This window comes from Microbacterium algeriense, from assembly GCF_008868005.1.
In the GTDB taxonomy this organism is placed as follows: domain Bacteria; phylum Actinomycetota; class Actinomycetes; order Actinomycetales; family Microbacteriaceae; genus Microbacterium; species Microbacterium algeriense.
On record NZ_WAAO01000002.1, the window covers coordinates 512,012 to 530,025 of the forward strand.

Consider the following 18,014-nt stretch of genomic DNA (forward strand, 5'->3'; position numbering starts at 1 on the left):
CCCGCGGCTCAGCGGAACCTTCCGAGCGCGATCCCCGCCTTGGCGATGGCCGCGATCGTCTCTCCGTCCGTGATCCCGCCTCGGCCGATCATGGCCAGCACCTCCGGGAACGGAACCCACGACACCGCCTCGATGCCCTCCTCCGCCTGACTCTCGGCCGCCTCGTGCGCGGACGAGACGGGTCGGAGGCCGCGGGCCAGGAAGACGTGCTCCGGCGCCTCGGCGATGCCGTTGAGAGCGTTCATCCTGCCCAGCGGAGTCCAGGCGTCGGCCGCGTAGCCGGTCTCCTCGAGCAACTCGCGCTGGGCCGCCACCAGCGGGTCCTCTCCGTCGCTTCCGCCGGCAGGGATCTCCGTCGTCATGCCGACGGTGTAGCGGTCGATCGTGACGAGACACACGCGCTCATCATCATCCACGGCGACGACGAACACCGCCGGATGCCGCATCGTGACGACGCCGTAGATGCCTTCGTCTCCGTTCGGTCCGGTGACGCGGTCCTCGCGCACGCGGATCCAGGCATTCTCGTATGCGGTCTCCGACTCGCGTGTCACCCAACCCATCTCTCGAGCGTAGAGTGCGTCACCGCGTCTGCAGCAGCACCATTCGAACCGATACGCTGGACGCATGACGCACTCGGGCAACCCTTTCGGACAGGTTCTCGTCGCGCTCGTCACTCCGATGACGGCCGACGGCGAAGTCGACTGGCCCGCCGTCGAGAAGCACATCGATGACGTGATCACCGCAGGAGCGGACGGCATCGTCGTGACGGGAACGACCGGCGAGACCTCGACGCTGACGGACCCCGAGAAGCTCAAGCTCGTCGAGGTGGGCAAGTCCGTCTCGGCGGGTCGCGCCAAGATCATCACCGGCGGCGGTTCCAACGAGACCGCCCACGCGATCGAGCTGTACAAGGCGAGCGAGAAGGCCGGCGCCGACGGCATCATGATCGTCACGCCGTACTACAACAAGCCGACCCAGGCCGGCATCCTGACGCATTTCCGGCTCGTCGCCGATGCGACCGACCTTCCGGTGATCCTCTACGACATCCCCGGCCGCACGGGCGTGCCGATCAAGTACGAGACGATCCTGCGTCTTGCGAAGCACCCGAACATCCTCGCGGTAAAGGACGCCAAGGGCGACTTCTCCGAGGTGAGCCGCGTGCTCAACCAGACCGACCTCATGTACTTCTCCGGCGACGACGCGAACGTGCTGCCGCACCTCGCGATCGGCGCCACCGGCCTCATCGGCGTCACGGCGAACGTCGCGGCCGCGCCGTACCGCACGATCATCGACGCGGTCAACGCGGGGGACCTGGCCACCGCGACCGCCGAGCACAAGCGCCTCGAACCGCTCGTCCGTGCGGTGATGACGCACGTGCCGGGCACGGTCGCCGCGAAGTACATCCTGCACGGCCTCGGGCGCATCACGAGCCCGCGTGTCCGCCTGCCCCTGGTCGGCCCCGAGGAATGGGAGGCCGCGCTCATCGAGGATGAGCTCGACCTCGTCAAGAACGTCCCCGGCGCCGACTTCTCGAACTTCCGACCCGACCGCAACGCGGCTGCGGGTGGTGCCCTGCCCAAGGTGCACGGCACGACGCGCTGAGCCGCGTCCCCATGAACGAACGGACGCGCGGAGTGTCCGACTGAGGAGACAGCATGTCCATTCCCCTGGTAGCACCGACCGCTCTCGACGAGGGGACGCTGCGGGTCATCCCGATCGGCGGTCTCGGCGAGATCGGCCGGAACATGACCATGTTCGAGTACGACGGCAAGATCCTGATCGTGGACTGCGGCGTGCTCTTCCCCGAGGAGCACCAGCCCGGCGTCGACCTGATCCTGCCCGACTTCGAGCCGATCCGTGACCGGCTCGACGACATCGTCGGCGTCGTGCTGACGCATGGACATGAGGACCACATCGGCGCGGTGCCCTACCTGCTGCGCCTGAAGAGCGACATCCCCCTCATCGGATCCGGGCTCACGCTCGCGCTGGTCGAGGCGAAGCTCAAGGAGCACCGCATCAAGGCCTTCACCCTCACCGTGAAGGAAGGCCAGCAGGAGAAGGTCGGCCCGTTCGACCTGGAGTTCGTCGCGGTCAACCACTCGATCCCGGACGCCCTCGCCGTGGCGATCCGCACGCCTGCCGGCATGGTGCTCGCGACCGGCGACTTCAAGATGGACCAGCTGCCGCTGGACGGTCGGATCACCGACCTGCGTGCGTTCTCGCGGCTCGGCGAAGAGGGGGTCGACCTCTTCCTCGTCGACTCGACCAACGCCGACGTCCCCGGCTTCACCCCGACCGAGCGCTCGATCGGCCCCGTGCTCGATCAGGTGATCGGCAAGGCGCCCCGTCGCGTCATCGTCGCGAGCTTCTCCAGCCACGTCCACCGTGTCCAGCAGGTGATCGACGCCGCAGCCGCCCACGGCCGCCGCGTGGCCTTCCTCGGCCGCAGCATGGTGCGCAACATGACGATCGCGGAGCAGTTGGGCTACCTGAAGGTGCCGGACGGCGTGCTCATCGACTTCAAGAAGGCGCGCGATCTCCCCGACGAGCAGATCGTCTACATGTCGACCGGATCGCAGGGCGAGCCGATGGCGGTGCTCAGCCGCATGGCCAACATGGACCACGCGATCGAGGTCAGCGAGGGCGACACCGTGATCCTCGCGTCCAGCCTCATCCCCGGCAACGAGAACGCGGTCTACCGCGTGATCGACGGCCTCACCAAGCTCGGTGCGAATGTGGTGCACAAGGCCAACGCCCGGGTGCACGTCTCGGGGCACGCGGCCGCCGGCGAACTGCTGTACTGCTACAACATCCTGAAGCCGAAGAACGTCCTTCCCGTGCACGGCGAGTACCGTCACCTGATCGCGAACGCGAAGCTCGCGCAGGACACGGGCATCTCCGAGGACAACACGATCATCGCCTCGAACGGCACCGTGATCGACCTGAAGGACGGCGTCGCGAAGGTCGCCGGCCAGCTCGACCTCGGATTCGTGTATGTCGACGGCTCGACCGTCGGCGAGATCACCGATGCCGACCTCAAGGACCGCCGGATCCTCGGCGAGGAGGGGTTCATCTCCGTGATCGTGGTCGTCGACGCTGCGACGGGACGCATCATCTCCGGTCCCGAGATCCACGCCCGCGGCGTGGCAGAGGACGACTCGGTGTTCGACGACGTGACGCCGAAGATCGTGGCAGCCCTCAAGGAGGCCTCCGGCAACGGCGTGCGCGACACGCATGCCCTGTCGCAGATCGTGCGCCGGACCATCGGCCGCTGGGTCAACCAGCGTCTGCGTCGTCGTCCCATGATCGTGCCGCTCGTCATCGAGGCGTGAGGGCGGGGGAGCGGCGCCGGCACTCACGGCTGCCCGACATCGCGACGTAACACCTCGGTCCTATGCTCGCGTCATGGACAGCGGGTTCGCCCTCCGGAGGGCCGCGCAGACGGATGCCGTGTTCCTCGGTGACATGCTCGTCGAGGCGGCGAACTGGCGCGCCGGGGGAATGCGTCCGCGGCACGAGGTGCTGATGTCCCCGGACCATCGGAGATACCTGGCGGGGTGGAAGCGCGCCGCCGACGAGGGCCTCGTCGCGACCGGTGCCGACGGTGTTCCCGTCGGCGCCGCGTGGTATCGCATGCTTCCACAGGATGCGCCGGGACTCGGCTTCGTCGGCGTCGCAGTCCCGGAGCTGATCCTCGGCGTGCATCCTCTCTGGCGGGCTCGAGGAGTCGGCCGAGCTCTGCTGCGTGGTCTCATCGAGCTGGCGGGAACGCAGGGGCACGCTCGGATCAGCCTCAGCGTCGAGCGCGACAACTTCGCGCGCAATCTCTACCGGGCGGAGGGTTTCGCTGTCGTCGCCGAGGGGCTCGCGCGTGACACGATGGTGCGTCGCACGGCGTAGCCGAGTGGCTTCGGATCCGTGGAAAGCCGCGTCATTACGCGGAGATGTCGGCTGTTGGTCGTAGCGTGGGAGCATGGCCAGGAGCACCACGAAGACTGAGCGCGCGTCGACGAGCGCACCGTCACGCCCCAAGCGGCAGACGGCTCCCAAGGCCCAGCCCGCGCCCAAGAAGTACATCGACGAGGCCGACAAGCCTCCCGTGATCGTGCGCGCCTGGGTCGGGCTGGCGCACGGGGTCGGCGGGCTCTTCCGCGCGTTCGGGCCCGAGACGCTTGAGAAGGACGACCGTCGCGACGGCTTCCCCTTCCTGCTCGTGCTGCTCGCCGTGCTCGGTGCGGTCAACGAGTGGTTCTTCATCGGCAACGAGGTCGCCGCGAACATCAGCGCCTACTCCGTCGGACTCTTCGTCGGCCGCGTGGCCTTCATCATGCCGGTGCTGCTTCTGCTCCTCGCCGGGTGGCTGTTCCGCCATCCCTCCTCGGTGCATGACAACGGGCGCATCGGGATCGGTTTCGGCATGTTCGTGCTCGCACTCGCGGGCATCTTCCATGTCGCCGGCCCGCGACCTCATCCCAACCAGGGCATGCCGGCCCTCAGTGAATCGGGCGGACTGCTGGGCTGGCTCGTCGGTCAGCCGCTGACGTACCTCACCGACATCCCCGCCTACATCGTGCTGTCGCTCCTCGTGGCACTCAGCATCCTGATCCTCACCAAGACGCCACCGAACCGCATCGGCGCGCGTCTCGGCGACCTGTACGCGTGGATGTTCGACGCCGAGCGTCCCGAGAAGCCCGCCAAAGATGCCGCCACGATCGACGAGGCCGACAAGGTCGACGACCCCGACGTGCTGCCGTGGTGGCGACGCAACAAGACAGGCCGTGAGGAAGACCCGGACGAGGGCACGCTCGGCTCCGACGACATCACCGCGCTGCTGACGACCTCTGACCCCACGCCGGCCTACGACCAGGCCGTCGTCGTCGAGAACCCGTACGATGCGGCCACCGAGGTGCTGTCCGAGGTCAGGTCGGTCGCCGACTCGCTCGCCGAGCAGCAGACGACCGCGCTGCTCGACGACTCCTCGGAGACGGGGGAGGTGCCAGAGCTTCCCGGCCTGGACGGATTCGGCACCGATGGGCCCGGCGACCGAGGTCCGCAGGCCCCGGTCGCGCCGTACATCCTCCCGTCACCCGGACTGCTCGTCGAAGGACCGCCGCCCGTTCTGCGTTCGGAGGCCACCGACAAGGTGATCGAGCAGATCACCAGCGTCCTGACGCAGTTCAAGGTCGATGCGAAGGTGACCGGGTTCTCCCGCGGACCGACGGTCACGCAGTACGAGGTCGAGGTCGGACATGGCGTCAAGGTCGAGAAGATCCTCCAGCTGAGCAACAACTTCGCCTACGCGGTGGCGTCGAACGATGTGCGCATCCTGTCGCCGATCCCCGGCAAGAGCGCGATCGGCATCGAGATCCCGAACGCCGACAAGGAGATGGTCGCGCTCGGTGATGTGCTCCGGTCTCCGGCCGCGCAGAAGAGCACCCACCCCATGACCATCGGGGTGGGCAAGGACGTCGGCGGCAACATCGTGATCGCGAACCTCGCCAAGATGCCCCACCTTCTGGTCGCGGGATCCACGGGTTCCGGTAAGTCCAGCTTCGTGAACTCCATGATCACCAGCCTGCTGATGCGAGCACGCCCGTCCGACGTGCGCATGGTGCTGATCGACCCGAAGCGCGTGGAGCTCACCAGCTACGCCGGCGTCCCGCATCTGATCACGCCCATCATCACGAACCCGAAGAAGGCCGCCGAGGCGCTGCAGTGGGTCGTGAAGGAGATGGACATGCGGTACGACGACCTCGCGTCGTTCGGGTTCCGCCATATCGACGACTTCAACCGCGCCGTCCGTGCCGGAGAGGTCGAGGTGCCCGTCGGCAGCGAGCGGGTGCTCAAGCCCTACCCGTACCTCCTCGTCGTGGTCGATGAGCTCGCTGACCTTATGATGGTGGCCCCGCGCGACGTCGAGGACTCGATCGTTCGCATCACGCAGCTCGCTCGCGCCTCCGGGATCCACCTGGTCCTGGCCACGCAGCGACCCAGCGTCGACGTCGTCACCGGTCTGATCAAGGCGAACGTGCCGTCTCGGCTGGCGTTCGCCGTCACCAGCGTCACCGACAGCCGCGTGATCCTCGACGCGCCGGGCGCGGACAAGCTCATCGGACAGGGTGACGCGCTGTTCTCGCCGATGGGCTCGTCGAAGCCGTTCCGTCTGCAGGGCGCCTGGGTCGACGAGAAGGAGATCGACGCGGTCGTCAAGCATGTGACCCGTCAGGCGCGTCCGGACTACCGGCCCGACGTCCAGGAGGCTCTCGAGCCGTCCAAGAAGAAGGAAGTCGACGAGGACATCGGCGACGACCTCGAGCTGCTGCTGGCGGCCGCCGAGCTCATCGTCTCGTCTCAGTTCGGATCGACGTCGATGCTGCAGCGCAAACTGCGCGTCGGCTTCGCGAAGGCGGGTCGGCTGATGGATCTGCTCGAGTCCCGGGAGATCGTCGGTCCGTCCGAGGGGTCGAAGGCCCGTGACGTGCTCGCGACGGCGGAGCAGCTGCCGCAGGTGATGGCGAAGCTGCGGGGCGAGGACGTGCCGTCGGCCTCCGCTCCGTCCGCCGCTCCGGCCGCTCCTCCCGTCCCGCCGCTGCCGGCGCAGCACGATCCGATCGCCGCGCAGTACGAGGGACTCCCCGAGGTCGAAGCAGAGGGCGACGAAGACGCCTGGGGCCTGACGGGACGCGACTGATGGCGATCCCACGGCAGCTGCCCAACGCCATCACCGTCGCGCGCATCCCGCTCGCGGTCGTCTTCTTCGTGCTGCTGCTGCTCGGCGGCACGTACGGCGACCTGGAGCCGGCGCTGCGCTGGACGGCGGCGATCCTCTTCATCGTCGGCATCTCGACCGACTGGGTCGACGGTTACCTCGCCCGCAGGTACGACATCGTCAGCGACTTCGGCAAGCTGTGGGATCCGATCGCCGACAAGCTGCTCACCGGAGCGGGATTCGTCGGGCTCGCCATCCTCGGCGAGGTGAACTGGTGGATCGTCGCGATCATCCTCGTCCGCGAATGGGGGATCACGATCCATCGACTGATGGTCGCGAGCGAGCATGTCGTCGCGGCAGCCTGGATGGGCAAGATCAAGACCGCGTTCCAGGGGGTGGCCCTCGGCTGGGCGCTGCTTCCGCTGCATTACCTCATCGGGCTGGATGCGTGGACGCTCATCACCTTCATCCTCATGCTCATCGTGCTCGTCCTCACCGTCGCCAGCGGGATCGACTACATCGTGGCGCAGGTCCGCGGCTCGCGACGGAAGCCATGACCGGTGCGGCGCCCGCACTGGCGGAGTTGCAGCGGCGCGGATGGACCCTGGGCGTCGCGGAGTCGCTCACCGGAGGCGCGCTGTGTGCGGAGCTCGTCTCCGTCCCCGGGGCCTCGGCGGTGCTGTTCGGCGCCGTCGTGGCGTATGCGACTCCCGTCAAGGCGTCCCTGCTGGGTGTCGACGCCGATCTCCTCGCTGCACACGGCCCGGTGCATCCTCTCGTCGCGACCCAGATGGCCGACGGGGTGCGGCGCGCCGTGAGCGTGGCAGGACGCCCGGCGGACGTCGGCATGTCCACGACAGGGATCGCCGGTCCCGATTCGCCGGACGGGCAGCCGGTCGGCACGGTCCACATCGGGATCGTGACTCCGACGGCATCGCGGACGGCCGCCTTTCACTTCGCGGGCGACCGCGCCTCGATCCGTCGGCAGACGGTCGATGCCGCCATCGGGCAGCTGCTCGACACGCTCCAGGAATAGCGCCGGGGTCTCGCGGGTTATCTCTGATGTGCTCACATTCAAACCACAGAGTGCAGGGGTAGATTCTGTGCAGGTCAGCAGTACTAGACTGGCTGTCTCTTCGGGGGAGACCTCGACCGAACACATGGGGAGGAGGTTCCGATGATTCTTGTACGACAGGAAATCGGCGATGTGCTGAGGGACTTCCGCCTGCAGAAGGGGCGTACGCTCCGGCAGGTCGCAAGCAAGGCGTCGGTCGCGCTCGGCTACCTCAGTGAGGTCGAGCGCGGGCAGAAGGAAGCATCGAGCGAGATCCTCGCGTCGGTCGCTGATGCCCTCGACGTGCCCATCTCGACGATCATGCGTGAGGTCGGAGATCGCATCTCCGTGCTCGAAGGCATCCAGGTGTTCCCGGATGTCGTTCCGGACGACCTCGTCGCGTCGGTCGAGCCGCAGCTCTCGCTGCACTGACGCGCGGACCGCGAAGCGATGCGTCGCAGCGAGTTCCTTCGCGCCGTGGACACGGAGTTCCAGGCGCGTGCGACTTCTCTCGTCAACGACCTCGGGCTGACGGCGCTTCGGGGACGCACGGCCGTGGAGGCGCTGGCCGACGGCACGCCGCCGCGCGACATCTGGCTGGCCCTGTGCTCCGAGATGGACGTTCCCGAGAGCCGGCGCTACGGCGTCGGTCGGCAGGAGCCCCGCGGGCGCTGAGCGCGTGCGCCGTGTGTCCGGAACGTACGGGACATGGGTGACGATATTCGGCGTGTCGTCGAAGATGTGTTCGAAACGGGCGTAGTCTTCTGCACAAGTGGTTCAGGGAAGCGGATCTGCACATCAGGTGAGATCGCCGACGCGATGTCGGTGGCCCCTCCTACGGTGGAGAACAAGCCAAGAGCCATACGCCTTGTCGGAGAGTTTCTCCCAGCCGGGAGCGCCGCGACAGCCTACAGGCGGCACCACGCGCGCAGAAGGAGCACATCATGCCATCACCCGCCGACCGCGAGAAGTCCCTCGAGACCGCCCTCGCCCAGATCGACCGCCAGTTCGGGAAGGGCTCGGTCATGCGGCTGGGCAGCGATGAGCGCGCCCCTGTGGCCGTCATCCCGACCGGCTCCATCGCCCTCGACGTCGCGCTCGGCGTCGGAGGTCTCCCGCGTGGTCGTATCGTCGAGATCTACGGCCCGGAATCCTCCGGTAAGACGACGCTGACCCTGCACGCGATCGCGAACGCGCAGCGTGCGGGTGGAATCGCCGCCTTCATCGACGCCGAGCACGCGCTCGACCCCGATTACGCAGCCAAGCTCGGCGTCGACATCGACGCCCTGCTGGTCTCCCAGCCCGACACCGGAGAGCAGGCGCTCGAGATCGCCGACATGCTCGTGCGGTCCGGCGCCATCGACCTCATCGTCATCGACTCGGTTGCGGCTCTGGTGCCGCGCGCCGAGATCGAGGGCGAGATGGGTGACTCGCACGTGGGTCTGCAGGCCCGCCTCATGTCGCAGGCGCTGCGGAAGCTCACCGGTGGTCTGAACCAGACGAACACCACGATGATCTTCATCAACCAGCTGCGCGAGAAGATCGGTGTCTTCTTCGGCTCGCCGGAGACCACGGCCGGTGGTAAGGCGCTGAAGTTCTACGCCTCGGTCCGCATGGACATCCGCCGCATCGAGACGCTCAAGGACGGAACCGACGCCGTCGGAAACCGCACGCGCGTCAAGGTGGTCAAGAACAAGATGGCTCCGCCGTTCAAGCAGGCGGAGTTCGACATCCTCTACGGCGTCGGCATCTCGCGGGAAGGCAGCCTGATCGACTTCGGCGTCGAGCACGCGATCGTCAAGAAGTCGGGTTCGTGGTACACCTACGAAGGCGATCAGCTGGGCCAGGGCAAGGAAAACGCTCGCACGTTCCTGCTCAACAACCCCGATATCGCCCTGGCCATCGAGACGCAGATCAAGCAGAAGCTCGGCATCGGCGGCCCGGCGGCCGCTCCAGCCGCAGACGAGCTCGCTGAGCGTCGTCCGGCCTAATGAGTGACACCCGTGGGGGCGATTCCGAGCGGATCGCCCCCATCATTCCTCTGTTCGGCGATTCCTCGCGAAGGTCCGGCGACGTCGCACCGCCTTCTGGTGCGGACTCCGCGGGGGAGAAGCCCGGACATCGGGCAGGCGCCGAGCTCTGGCGTTCGACCTGGGATGAGCCGCCAGCCTCGGCCGCGGGTGCCGATCGGAGCGACGGCACGCCGAGCGAGAGGCACCCCGCCAGGGGGGCCTCCGCGCGCACGGCGTCGGAGAGATCGCCGTCCGCCCCGGCCACACCGCGGTTGCGTGCCCTGCCGGATACCGGGACGGAGACAGCCGACGTCGATGCCGCGGACGACCGTCGCGCGACCGCCGAGGAAGCGCTGGTCCGAAAGCTCCGCGCCCGCTCGCTCTCCGTTTCGGAGGCTCGGACCGTGTTGCGCGGACACGAACTCGACGCGGGCGCGGTCGACGACGTGATCGACGACTTCTGCCGCCGCGGATACCTCGACGACGACGCTCTCGCTTCGGCGCTCGTGACGTCGGGCGTGGAGCGCAAGGGACAGGGGCGCGTCGCGCTCTCCCGTTCCCTCTCGCAGCGCGGGATCCCCCGCGAAGTGATCGATCGCGCGCTGGACGAACTGCCCGATGACGACGACGAGCGAGCCCTCGACTTCGCCCGGACGAAGGCTCGATCACTGAGTCGGCTCGACCCCGACACCGCGCTGCGTCGCCTGGTGGGGCAGCTCGCCCGACGCGGCTACAACGGCGCCGTCGCGATGAAGGCCGCGAAGACGGCGCTGCGCGAGACGACGTTCGGCTCGACGACGTCCGGGGTGCGTTTCGTCGATTCCGACTGAGTCGGGCCACCGCTCCGGCCGCGCAACGGCTCGTACAATGGGATCATCATGACTATCCCGCGCAGTGAACCGACGATCATCAGCGCGTCGTCGGCGGCCGTCGACGACGACGGGCGACAGCGATCATATGAAGTGCGCACCTTCGGGTGCCAGATGAACGTGCACGACTCCGAGCGGCTCTCCGGATCGCTGGAGAGTGCCGGCTATGTCCGGGCCGCAGATGGCGCCGAGGCCGACGTCGTCATCATCAACACCTGCGCCGTGCGCGACAACGCCGCGGGCAAGCTGTACGGCACGCTCGGGCACCTCGCCGCCGTCAAGCGCCGCAAAGAGGGGATGCAGATCGCGGTCGGCGGATGCCTGGCGCAGATGGACAAGCAGGCCGTCCTCGACAAGGCGCCCTGGGTGGACGTCGTCTTCGGCACGCACAACATGGGCTCCCTGCCCGGTCTGCTCGAGCGCGCTCGTCACAACGGCGACGCCGAGCTCGAGATCCTCGAATCCCTCGAGGTATTCCCCTCGACCCTCCCGACCAAGCGCGACTCCGCCCACAGCGGCTGGGTGTCGATCTCCGTCGGCTGCAACAACACCTGCACGTTCTGCATCGTCCCGAGCCTGCGGGGCAAGGAGAAGGACCGTCGCCCCGGCGACATCCTGAACGAGATCCGTCTCCTCGTCGAGGACGGCGCGATCGAGGTCACCCTGCTCGGACAGAACGTGAACTCCTACGGCGTCGAATTCGGAGACCGGCAGGCTTTCGGGAAGCTGCTGCGTGCGGCAGGCGAGATCGAGGGCCTCGAGCGGATCCGTTTCACCAGTCCGCATCCCGCCGCCTTCACGGATGACGTGATCGACGCGATGGCCGAGACGCCCAGCGTGATGCCGCAGCTGCACATGCCGCTGCAGTCGGGAAGCGACCGCATCCTGAAGGCCATGCGGCGGTCCTACCGGAGCGAGCGCTTCCTCGGGATCCTCGAGCGCGTCCGTGCCCGCATCCCGAACGCCGCCATCACGACCGACATCATCGTCGGCTTCCCCGGCGAGACCGAGGAGGACTTCGAGGACACCATGCGCGTCGTCGAACAGGCGCGCTTCTCCGGAGCGTTCACCTTCCAGTACTCGATCCGTGAGGGCACTCCCGCCGCGACGATGGAGAACCAGGTTCCGAAGGACGTCGTTCAGGCTCGATACAACCGCCTGATCGCCCTGCAGGAGCGCATCTCTCTCGAGGAGAACCAGAAGCAGGTCGGCCGCGAGGTCGAACTCCTCGTCTCGACCGGAGAAGGCAAGAAGGACGCGGAGACCCACCGTCTCACCGGCCGCGCCGAAGACAACCGTCTCGTGCACTTCGAAGTGACCCCCGGTTCGGATCTTCCTCGACCGGGAGACGTGGTCACCGTCGTCATCACGCATGCGGCCCCCTTCCACCTGCTCGCGGACGATCCGACGGGACGACCGCTGCGCATCCGTCGCACCCGCGGTGGCGACGCCTGGGACCGCAGTCAGTCCGAGTCGTGCGCTGTGCCGACGGCGAGCAGCGACGGTGCACCGCGCGCCGTCTCCCTGGGCCTGCCGACGCTGCGCGTGGGCGTGTGACCGCAGGACCGACCCTCTGGGCCGTGGTCGGCGCCACCGGCACCGGCAAGAGCGATCTCGCGATCGGCCTCGCCGAGCGACTGCGCGCCCGGGGGAACCCCGCAGAGATCGTCAATGCGGATGCCATGCAGCTGTATCGCGGCATGGACATCGGCACGGCGAAGGTGCCGCACGAGGAGCGGCGCGGAATCCCGCATCACCTCTTCGACGTCCGCGAGGTCCACGAGGATGCCGCCGTCGCCTGGTACCAGCCGAGAGCGCGAGAGGCTGTGGAGGACATCCAGCGGCGTGGCGGCGACGCGATCCTCGTCGGCGGATCGGGCCTCTACGTCTCGAGTGTGATCTACGACTTCCGGTTCCCGCCGCGAGATGCCGCGCTCCGCGACCGGCTCGAGCGCGAGTTCGAATCGAAGGGATCCGCACCCCTGCTGGAGCGGTTGCGAGCGCTCGACCCCGACGCCGCTTCCCGTGTCGATCCCCGCAACCCCCGGCGCATCATCCGCGCGCTCGAGGTCCGCGAGCAGGGGAGTGCGACCCACGGTGCCGCGCTTCCCGAGAAGCCGACGCTCTGGCTGCCGCACACGCGCGTGATCGGCCTGCGTGTCGAACGGGAGCAGCTCGTGGAGCGGCTCGACGCCCGCGTGCGGAGAATGTGGGAGGACGGCCTGCTCGATGAGGTCTCCGGGCTTCGTCGGAACGGACTCGAGCGCGGGGTCACCGCCCCGCGGGCGATCGGCTATGCGCAGGCGCTCGCCCAGCTCGACGGAGCCCTCTCGGAAGCCGAGGCCATCGCGCAGACGCAGGCGCTCACCCGCCGCTACGCGCGCCGCCAGGTGTCCTGGTTCAAGCGCTATCCCGAGATCGAGTGGTGGGATGCTCCGGCCGACGCGGACGCGGTCCTCCAGAGCTGACGAACCAGTGTCGGCGGCTCGTGGCACGCTTGCGGCATGACGACCCACTTCTACACCGCGTCCAGTCTCGACGGGTTCATCGCCACCGAGGAGCATTCACTGGACTGGCTGCTGAAACAGGACATCGACGAGGACGGCCCGATGGCGTACCCGGGATTCGAGAAGAACATCGGGGCGCTTGCGATGGGCGCATCGACGTACGAATGGGTGATGCGCCACGAAGAGGGCGTCTGGGGTTACGCGCAGCCGACCTGGGTCTTCACCCACAGGGAGCTGGCGCTGCCCGCCGACGCGGACGTCCGGCTGACCAGGGACGACGTCCGGTCGGTGCATGCCGAGATGGTCGCGGCGGCAGGGGAGCGCGACATCTGGGTCGTGGGCGGCGGCGATCTGGCGGGCCAGTTCGCGGACGCGGGGCTGCTCGACGAGGTGTGGGTGCAGTACGCACCGGTGACACTCGGCGCCGGAGCACCGCTCCTGCCTCGCCGTCTCGATCTCGAGCTCCTGGATGTGGCGCGCAACCGCAGCTTCCTGTGCGGCCGGTACCGCGTCGTCCGGGACGGAACCCCTGGCGGGGATCTCTAGACTGGGACCATGGTCGCATTCACCAAGGGGCACGGCACGGGCAACGACTTCATCATCATCGCCGACCCCGACGGACGGCTCGAGCTGACCTCGGAGCAGGTCGCGGTGCTGTGCGATCGACACTTCGGCATCGGGGCTGACGGCGTCCTGCGCGTCGTCCGTTCCTCCGCGATCCCCGAGGGCGCGTCCGCTCTCCAGGAAGAGGCGGACGCCGAGTGGTTCATGGACTACCGCAACGCCGACGGGTCGATCGCGGAGATGTGCGGAAACGGCATCCGTGTTTTCGCGCATTACCTCGTCCGGTCCGGCCTCGCCGTCATCGAGCCCGGGTCGACGCTGCCGATCGGCACGCGGGCCGGCGTGCGCGATGTGACGGCCGGCGCGACCGGCTACCAGGTCGACCTGGGACGGTGGAAGCTCTCCGGTGACGATCCCCTCGTGCGCGTCGATGGCCTGTCCGTCACGCGTCCGGGACTCGGTATCGACGTGGGGAACCCGCACGTGGTGGTCGCGCTCGCGTCCGAGAGCGAGCTCGCGGCTCTCGAGCTGCATCGCGCGCCCGGGCTGGAGCCGGTGCTCCCCGCCGGGGCGAACATCGAGTTCGTCGTGCCGGAGGAGCCGCTCGTGCGCAACGGCATCGGTCACGTGCGCATGCGCGTGCACGAGCGCGGCGTCGGCGAGACGCTGAGCTGCGGCACCGGAGTGGCCGCGACTGCTCTCGCCGTGCGCTACTGGGCAGGCGCCGATGCCCCCGACAACTGGCAGGTCGAGGTTCCCGGCGGAACTCTCGGCGTGCGGATGTTCCCTGCGGAAGACGGCGAGCACGTCGCGCTCTCCGGCCCTGCGCAGCTCGTCTACCAGGGTGAGGTCGACCTCCTCTGAGCGTCGCACCCGCCGCTCGGCGTCAGCTCAGGGTGATCGGTTCGGTCGGCGGGTTCCCGTGCTTGCGGACCTTGAGGATCCGGTAGCCCTTGCCCGTCGCGGTGCGGAACACGCTGTAACCGGGGTGGAAGGTCGAGCCGATCCACCGCTGGAGCGAGTCGGCGCCGAGGTTGCGCTGGACGACGAGCCAGGCATCGCTGCGCTCGTCGAGCCGGGGGATCCACCGCTCCAGGAGGCCGTGGAGCTCATTCTTGCCGACCCGGATCGGCGGATTGGAGCGGATCGTGCGGAAGGACACGTGCTCGGGAACATCGTCGGGCAATGATGCGTTGACATTGGTGAGACCGAGAGCCGCAGCATTGCGTCGGACGAGATCGAGCGCACGCTCGTTCACGTCCACCGCCCACACCGTCGCGTGAGGAGAGGCCAGGGCCATCGCCAGACTGATGGGGCCCCAGCCGCTTCCGAGGTCGAGAAGATCGCCGCCCGGGGGGACCGGGGGCATGTTGGCGAGGAGCACTGCAGTGCCGGCATCCAGACGGTCCGGGCTGAAGACTCCACCGGCGGTGGTGACTTCCAGCTCGCGGCCTGCGAGCGATACGCGGATCTTACGCAGGTTCTCGGGGCTTGCCGGGGCCGCAGTGAAGTAGTGATCGGACCCCATACGGTGAGCGTACCGGACAGCGCGGGCTAAGGTTAAGGCTCGCTATGAATCCCAGAGATCAGGAACGGATGACGGAGACCACGACACCCTCCACGGATGACCAGGCAGTCGAGCGCGTGCTCCTGAACGCAGAGAAGCGCTCCGAGGTGCACGTCTTCGGCGCGGCCCAGGCCTTGCAGGACGAATCGACCGCGGCGCACGCCACGACCGACGGAGCGCAATGGGACCTCGAGGACCGGCACGCGCTGCGCCGGGTCGGAGGTCTTTCGACCGAGCTCGAAGACGTCACCGAGGTCGAGTACCGGCAGCTCCGTCTGGAGAACGTCGTTCTCGTCGGGGTATACCCGCAGGGCGCTCAGGAGGACGCAGAGAACTCGCTCCGCGAACTCGCCGCGCTGGCAGAGACCGCGGGCGCCGTGGTGCTGGACGGCGTGCTCCAGCGACGCCCGCACCCGGACGCGGCCACCTATCTCGGTCGCGGCAAGGCGCAGGAGCTCAAGGACATCGTCGCCGCCGTCGGCGCGGACACGGTCATCGCCGACACCGAGCTCGCGCCCAGTCAGCGGCGCGCTCTGGAAGACGTCGTCAAGGTCAAGGTCATCGACCGGACGACCGTCATCCTCGACATCTTCAGCCAGCACGCGAAGAGCCGCGAGGGCAAGGCTCAGGTCGAGCTCGCTCAGCTCGAGTACCTGCTCCCGCGTCTGCGTGGATGGGGTGAGTCGATGAGCCGGCAGGCCGGTGGCCAGGTGGGCGCCGGCGGGGCGGGCATGGGCTCGCGTGGTCCCGGTGAGACGAAGATCGAACTCGACCGGCGACGCATCCGAACCAAGATGGCCCTGCTGCGTCGGCAGATCCGCGACTTCGGTCCGGCTCGGGAGGCGAAGCGCGCCGAGCGCAAGCGCAACACGATCCCCTCGGTGGCGATCGCCGGATACACGAACGCCGGCAAGTCGAGCCTGCTGAATGCGCTCACCAGCGCCGGAGTGCTCGTCGAGAACGCGCTGTTCGCCACGCTCGACGCGACCGTGCGTCGAGCGGAGACGGAAGACGGTCGTGTGTACACGCTGACCGATACGGTCGGCTTCGTCCGCAACCTGCCGCACCAGCTCGTCGAGGCGTTCCGCTCCACGCTGGAAGAGGTCGGCGAGGCCGACGTCGTGCTGCACGTCGTCGACGGCTCCCACCCCGACCCCGCGGGCCAGCTGCAGACGGTGCGCGATGTCCTCGGCGACGTCGGAGTGCGTGACCTGCCGGAGATCGTCGTCTTCAACAAGGCGGACCTGATCGACGATGACGAGAGACTGGTGCTGCGCGGGCTGCAGCCCAAGGCCCACTTCGTCTCGTCGCGCTCCGGGGAGGGCATCGACGAACTCCGGGCGGCCATCGAAGCGGCGCTGCCGAAGCCCGCCGTGGAGATCCACGCCGTGGTGCCGTACGACCGCGGAGACCTGGTGGCGGCGATCCATGAGAGCGGCATGCTGCTGTCCGTGGAGCACCGGGAGGAAGGCACGGCGGTGCACGCTCGGGTCTCCGAACGCCTCGCGGCGGATCTCGCTCCGTTCACCGGTCGGGACTGACCGGCGTCAGCGCGCGAGGAATCGGGCCTCCACGGTGGCGGAGACGGTGATCTCCTCCGGCTCGTATTCCATCGCGGGGCCGGATTCGGCCGCGAAAGCCACCGCATCGCGGGCCTTCATCAGCGGGGCGCCCGGGGCCGAGGGACCGGGGGAGATCAACCCGACGTCGGCGATCTCGAGAGGCGTGACCTCGTCGAGACCGAGCGCGCTCGCGTACGCCTGCGCCCGGGTCACGGCGACACCCACGGCCCGGGCTGCGACGTCACGCTCGAGATCCGCACGCGTCTCCGGCGTGAGGTGCCAGTCGACCCAGCCGACCTCGACGCCGTCCCAGGGTGAGATGTCGGACACCCAGAGGGACAGCTCGGAGGCTTCCGAGAACGTCGCCGTGAAGTCGATGCTGGCGTAGTAGACCGGGGCGAGGCGCTTGCCTTCGCTGTTCCAAGGGCGCTCGGCGCGGACGGCGAGTCGCTTGCTGGTCCAGTCCACGACGGTCCCCGCGTCTGCGCGTTCCGTGATGCTCCGCCGCACCGGCTCCGCGAGCCGCATGGCCGTGTCGACGACGGCAGCGCGATCCGGTCCCTCGGCGCGGACGCCGACGCGGATGGTGGCGCGCTCGGGCGCGACGCGCGCCTCATGCTCGCCGCGGACGGTGACGGTGACTTCGCTCATGCGGCGACTCTACGCCAGCAGTCTCGGCGGGCGCGGAATGGCGGAGCCGGCGCGAACGTTGTAGTCTGTGATGCTCGGGTGTTCGTCATCCGAGTTGGTAATTCCACAGTGTGACAGCGGCTCCTTCGAGAGAAGGACCACGGGGCTGATCGGTTTCGACAGCGCCTGTGAATCCACGAGAAGCGGGCCGAGGATGCAGAGTTATCTCGTAAACGCTCTCTGCAAAAAAATAGTTGCCGAAACCAAGCGCAACGACTTCGCCCTCGCTGCATAAGCGAGCCCGATAGTCCGTCAGGCCGTATGTGATTCCGGTACGGATCCTGGCGTCATCTAGGAATCTTGCTGCGTGACGGCGTCTGGACGTCACGTGGGACTCTTCCCAGGCTGGGCTCGTCGACTTAGGTGTCTGTGACAAAGGTCGGAGCCGAGTAGAACGTCTTCACAGACTGCGCCCGGAGAAGGCGTGGAGACTCAGCGTTGGACGGGGGTTCGATTCCCCCCAGCTCCACCAGGTCGCTG

Annotated in this window: 18 protein-coding genes and 1 other RNA gene; 16 read left to right on the forward strand and 3 right to left on the reverse strand. The window is 68.1% G+C overall.

What is annotated here, in order from left to right:
• Positions 1-8: 8 nt before the first annotated feature.
• Positions 9-560 carry an NUDIX domain-containing protein gene (locus F6A08_RS10020; protein WP_151459370.1) on the reverse strand — a complete coding sequence of 184 codons (552 nt, stop codon included), beginning with the start codon at positions 558-560 and terminating at the stop codon, positions 9-11.
• Positions 561-624: 64 nt separating this feature from the next.
• Here F6A08_RS10020 and dapA point away from each other — a divergent pair, with 64 nt between their 5' ends.
• The 14 genes from dapA (at position 625) to dapF (ending at position 14,579) form a co-directional block, all read left to right on the forward strand.
• Complete coding sequence (gene dapA, locus F6A08_RS10025; RefSeq protein ID WP_017204402.1) at positions 625-1,602, forward strand: 4-hydroxy-tetrahydrodipicolinate synthase; 978 nt, start codon at positions 625-627, stop codon at positions 1,600-1,602.
• Between the two features lie 53 nt (positions 1,603-1,655).
• On the forward strand, positions 1,656-3,332 hold the full coding sequence (locus tag F6A08_RS10030) for a ribonuclease J (RefSeq protein ID WP_124895380.1): 1,677 nt from the start codon (positions 1,656-1,658) through the stop codon (positions 3,330-3,332).
• Positions 3,333-3,405: 73 nt separating this feature from the next.
• Entirely contained in the window at positions 3,406-3,900 is a 495-nt protein-coding gene (locus tag F6A08_RS10035) for a GNAT family N-acetyltransferase (protein WP_017204404.1), read from the forward strand.
• Between the two features lie 73 nt (positions 3,901-3,973).
• Complete coding sequence (locus F6A08_RS10040) at positions 3,974-6,691, forward strand: FtsK/SpoIIIE family DNA translocase (RefSeq protein WP_017204405.1); 2,718 nt, start codon at positions 3,974-3,976, stop codon at positions 6,689-6,691.
• Positions 6,691-7,266 (forward strand): CDP-diacylglycerol--glycerol-3-phosphate 3-phosphatidyltransferase, encoded by a 576-nt coding sequence (pgsA, locus tag F6A08_RS10045; RefSeq protein ID WP_017204406.1) that lies wholly within the window; start codon positions 6,691-6,693, stop codon positions 7,264-7,266. The genes F6A08_RS10040 and pgsA overlap by 1 nt, the downstream gene beginning before the upstream one ends.
• Positions 7,263-7,745, forward strand: a complete 483-nt coding sequence (locus tag F6A08_RS10050; RefSeq protein WP_124895382.1) for a CinA family protein — start codon at positions 7,263-7,265, stop codon at positions 7,743-7,745. The genes pgsA and F6A08_RS10050 overlap by 4 nt, the downstream gene beginning before the upstream one ends.
• A 141-nt stretch (positions 7,746-7,886) precedes the next feature.
• Complete coding sequence (locus F6A08_RS10055) at positions 7,887-8,195, forward strand: helix-turn-helix domain-containing protein (RefSeq protein ID WP_026049981.1); 309 nt, start codon at positions 7,887-7,889, stop codon at positions 8,193-8,195.
• Between the two features lie 18 nt (positions 8,196-8,213).
• Positions 8,214-8,438 (forward strand): DUF3046 domain-containing protein, encoded by a 225-nt coding sequence (locus tag F6A08_RS10060; RefSeq protein ID WP_017204409.1) that lies wholly within the window; start codon positions 8,214-8,216, stop codon positions 8,436-8,438.
• Between the two features lie 269 nt (positions 8,439-8,707).
• On the forward strand, positions 8,708-9,754 hold the full coding sequence (gene recA, locus F6A08_RS10065) for a recombinase RecA (protein ID WP_151459371.1): 1,047 nt from the start codon (positions 8,708-8,710) through the stop codon (positions 9,752-9,754).
• Between the two features lie 425 nt (positions 9,755-10,179).
• Positions 10,180-10,605, forward strand: a complete 426-nt coding sequence (locus tag F6A08_RS17765) for a regulatory protein RecX (protein WP_225855803.1) — start codon at positions 10,180-10,182, stop codon at positions 10,603-10,605.
• Between the two features lie 48 nt (positions 10,606-10,653).
• On the forward strand, positions 10,654-12,201 hold the full coding sequence (gene miaB / locus F6A08_RS10075) for a tRNA (N6-isopentenyl adenosine(37)-C2)-methylthiotransferase MiaB (RefSeq protein WP_124895385.1): 1,548 nt from the start codon (positions 10,654-10,656) through the stop codon (positions 12,199-12,201).
• Positions 12,198-13,112, forward strand: coding sequence for a tRNA (adenosine(37)-N6)-dimethylallyltransferase MiaA (gene miaA, locus F6A08_RS10080; RefSeq protein WP_151459373.1), 915 nt, complete (start codon positions 12,198-12,200; stop codon positions 13,110-13,112). Before miaB ends, miaA begins: the two co-directional genes overlap by 4 nt.
• A 36-nt stretch (positions 13,113-13,148) precedes the next feature.
• A complete protein-coding gene (locus F6A08_RS10085) occupies positions 13,149-13,697 on the forward strand; it encodes a dihydrofolate reductase family protein (protein ID WP_151459374.1) in 549 nt (182 codons plus the stop codon).
• A gap of 9 nt (positions 13,698-13,706) precedes the next feature.
• Positions 13,707-14,579, forward strand: a complete 873-nt coding sequence (dapF, locus tag F6A08_RS10090; RefSeq protein WP_151459375.1) for a diaminopimelate epimerase — start codon at positions 13,707-13,709, stop codon at positions 14,577-14,579.
• Positions 14,580-14,601: 22 nt separating this feature from the next.
• Here the strand turns inward: dapF and F6A08_RS10095 are convergent, their stop codons facing one another.
• Positions 14,602-15,243 (reverse strand): class I SAM-dependent methyltransferase, encoded by a 642-nt coding sequence (locus F6A08_RS10095; protein WP_124895389.1) that lies wholly within the window; start codon positions 15,241-15,243, stop codon positions 14,602-14,604.
• Between the two features lie 68 nt (positions 15,244-15,311).
• Between F6A08_RS10095 and hflX the strand changes: the two genes are divergently transcribed.
• Entirely contained in the window at positions 15,312-16,823 is a 1,512-nt protein-coding gene (hflX, locus tag F6A08_RS10100) for a GTPase HflX (protein ID WP_151459376.1), read from the forward strand.
• Between the two features lie 6 nt (positions 16,824-16,829).
• Here the strand turns inward: hflX and F6A08_RS10105 are convergent, their stop codons facing one another.
• Complete coding sequence (locus tag F6A08_RS10105; RefSeq protein WP_124895391.1) at positions 16,830-17,495, reverse strand: SIMPL domain-containing protein; 666 nt, start codon at positions 17,493-17,495, stop codon at positions 16,830-16,832.
• Positions 17,496-17,636: 141 nt separating this feature from the next.
• Here F6A08_RS10105 and ssrA point away from each other — a divergent pair.
• Positions 17,637-18,006: a transfer-messenger RNA gene (gene ssrA, locus F6A08_RS10110) on the forward strand.
• Positions 18,007-18,014 lie beyond the last annotated feature (8 nt).

What these genes read in the sequence shown, in the direction of transcription:
- F6A08_RS10060 (WP_017204409.1), top strand. Translation starts at nt 8,214, where the DNA reads ATGCGTCGCAGCGAGTTCCTTCGCGCCGTGGACACGGAGTTCCAGGCG.
- dapF (WP_151459375.1), top strand. Translation starts at nt 13,707, where the DNA reads ATGGTCGCATTCACCAAGGGGCACGGCACGGGCAACGACTTCATCATC.
- recA (WP_151459371.1), top strand. Translation starts at nt 8,708, where the DNA reads ATGCCATCACCCGCCGACCGCGAGAAGTCCCTCGAGACCGCCCTCGCC.
- F6A08_RS10050 (WP_124895382.1), top strand. Translation starts at nt 7,263, where the DNA reads ATGACCGGTGCGGCGCCCGCACTGGCGGAGTTGCAGCGGCGCGGATGG.
- F6A08_RS10105 (WP_124895391.1), bottom strand. Translation starts at nt 17,495, where the DNA reads ATGAGCGAAGTCACCGTCACCGTCCGCGGCGAGCATGAGGCGCGCGTC.
- pgsA (WP_017204406.1), top strand. Translation starts at nt 6,691, where the DNA reads ATGGCGATCCCACGGCAGCTGCCCAACGCCATCACCGTCGCGCGCATC.
- F6A08_RS10040 (WP_017204405.1), top strand. Translation starts at nt 3,974, where the DNA reads ATGGCCAGGAGCACCACGAAGACTGAGCGCGCGTCGACGAGCGCACCG.
- F6A08_RS10085 (WP_151459374.1), top strand. Translation starts at nt 13,149, where the DNA reads ATGACGACCCACTTCTACACCGCGTCCAGTCTCGACGGGTTCATCGCC.
- dapA (WP_017204402.1), top strand. Translation starts at nt 625, where the DNA reads ATGACGCACTCGGGCAACCCTTTCGGACAGGTTCTCGTCGCGCTCGTC.
- F6A08_RS10030 (WP_124895380.1), top strand. Translation starts at nt 1,656, where the DNA reads ATGTCCATTCCCCTGGTAGCACCGACCGCTCTCGACGAGGGGACGCTG.
- F6A08_RS10020 (WP_151459370.1), bottom strand. Translation starts at nt 560, where the DNA reads ATGGGTTGGGTGACACGCGAGTCGGAGACCGCATACGAGAATGCCTGG.
- miaB (WP_124895385.1), top strand. Translation starts at nt 10,654, where the DNA reads ATGACTATCCCGCGCAGTGAACCGACGATCATCAGCGCGTCGTCGGCG.
- F6A08_RS10055 (WP_026049981.1), top strand. Translation starts at nt 7,887, where the DNA reads ATGATTCTTGTACGACAGGAAATCGGCGATGTGCTGAGGGACTTCCGC.
- F6A08_RS10035 (WP_017204404.1), top strand. Translation starts at nt 3,406, where the DNA reads ATGGACAGCGGGTTCGCCCTCCGGAGGGCCGCGCAGACGGATGCCGTG.
- hflX (WP_151459376.1), top strand. Translation starts at nt 15,312, where the DNA reads ATGACGGAGACCACGACACCCTCCACGGATGACCAGGCAGTCGAGCGC.
- F6A08_RS10095 (WP_124895389.1), bottom strand. Translation starts at nt 15,243, where the DNA reads ATGGGGTCCGATCACTACTTCACTGCGGCCCCGGCAAGCCCCGAGAAC.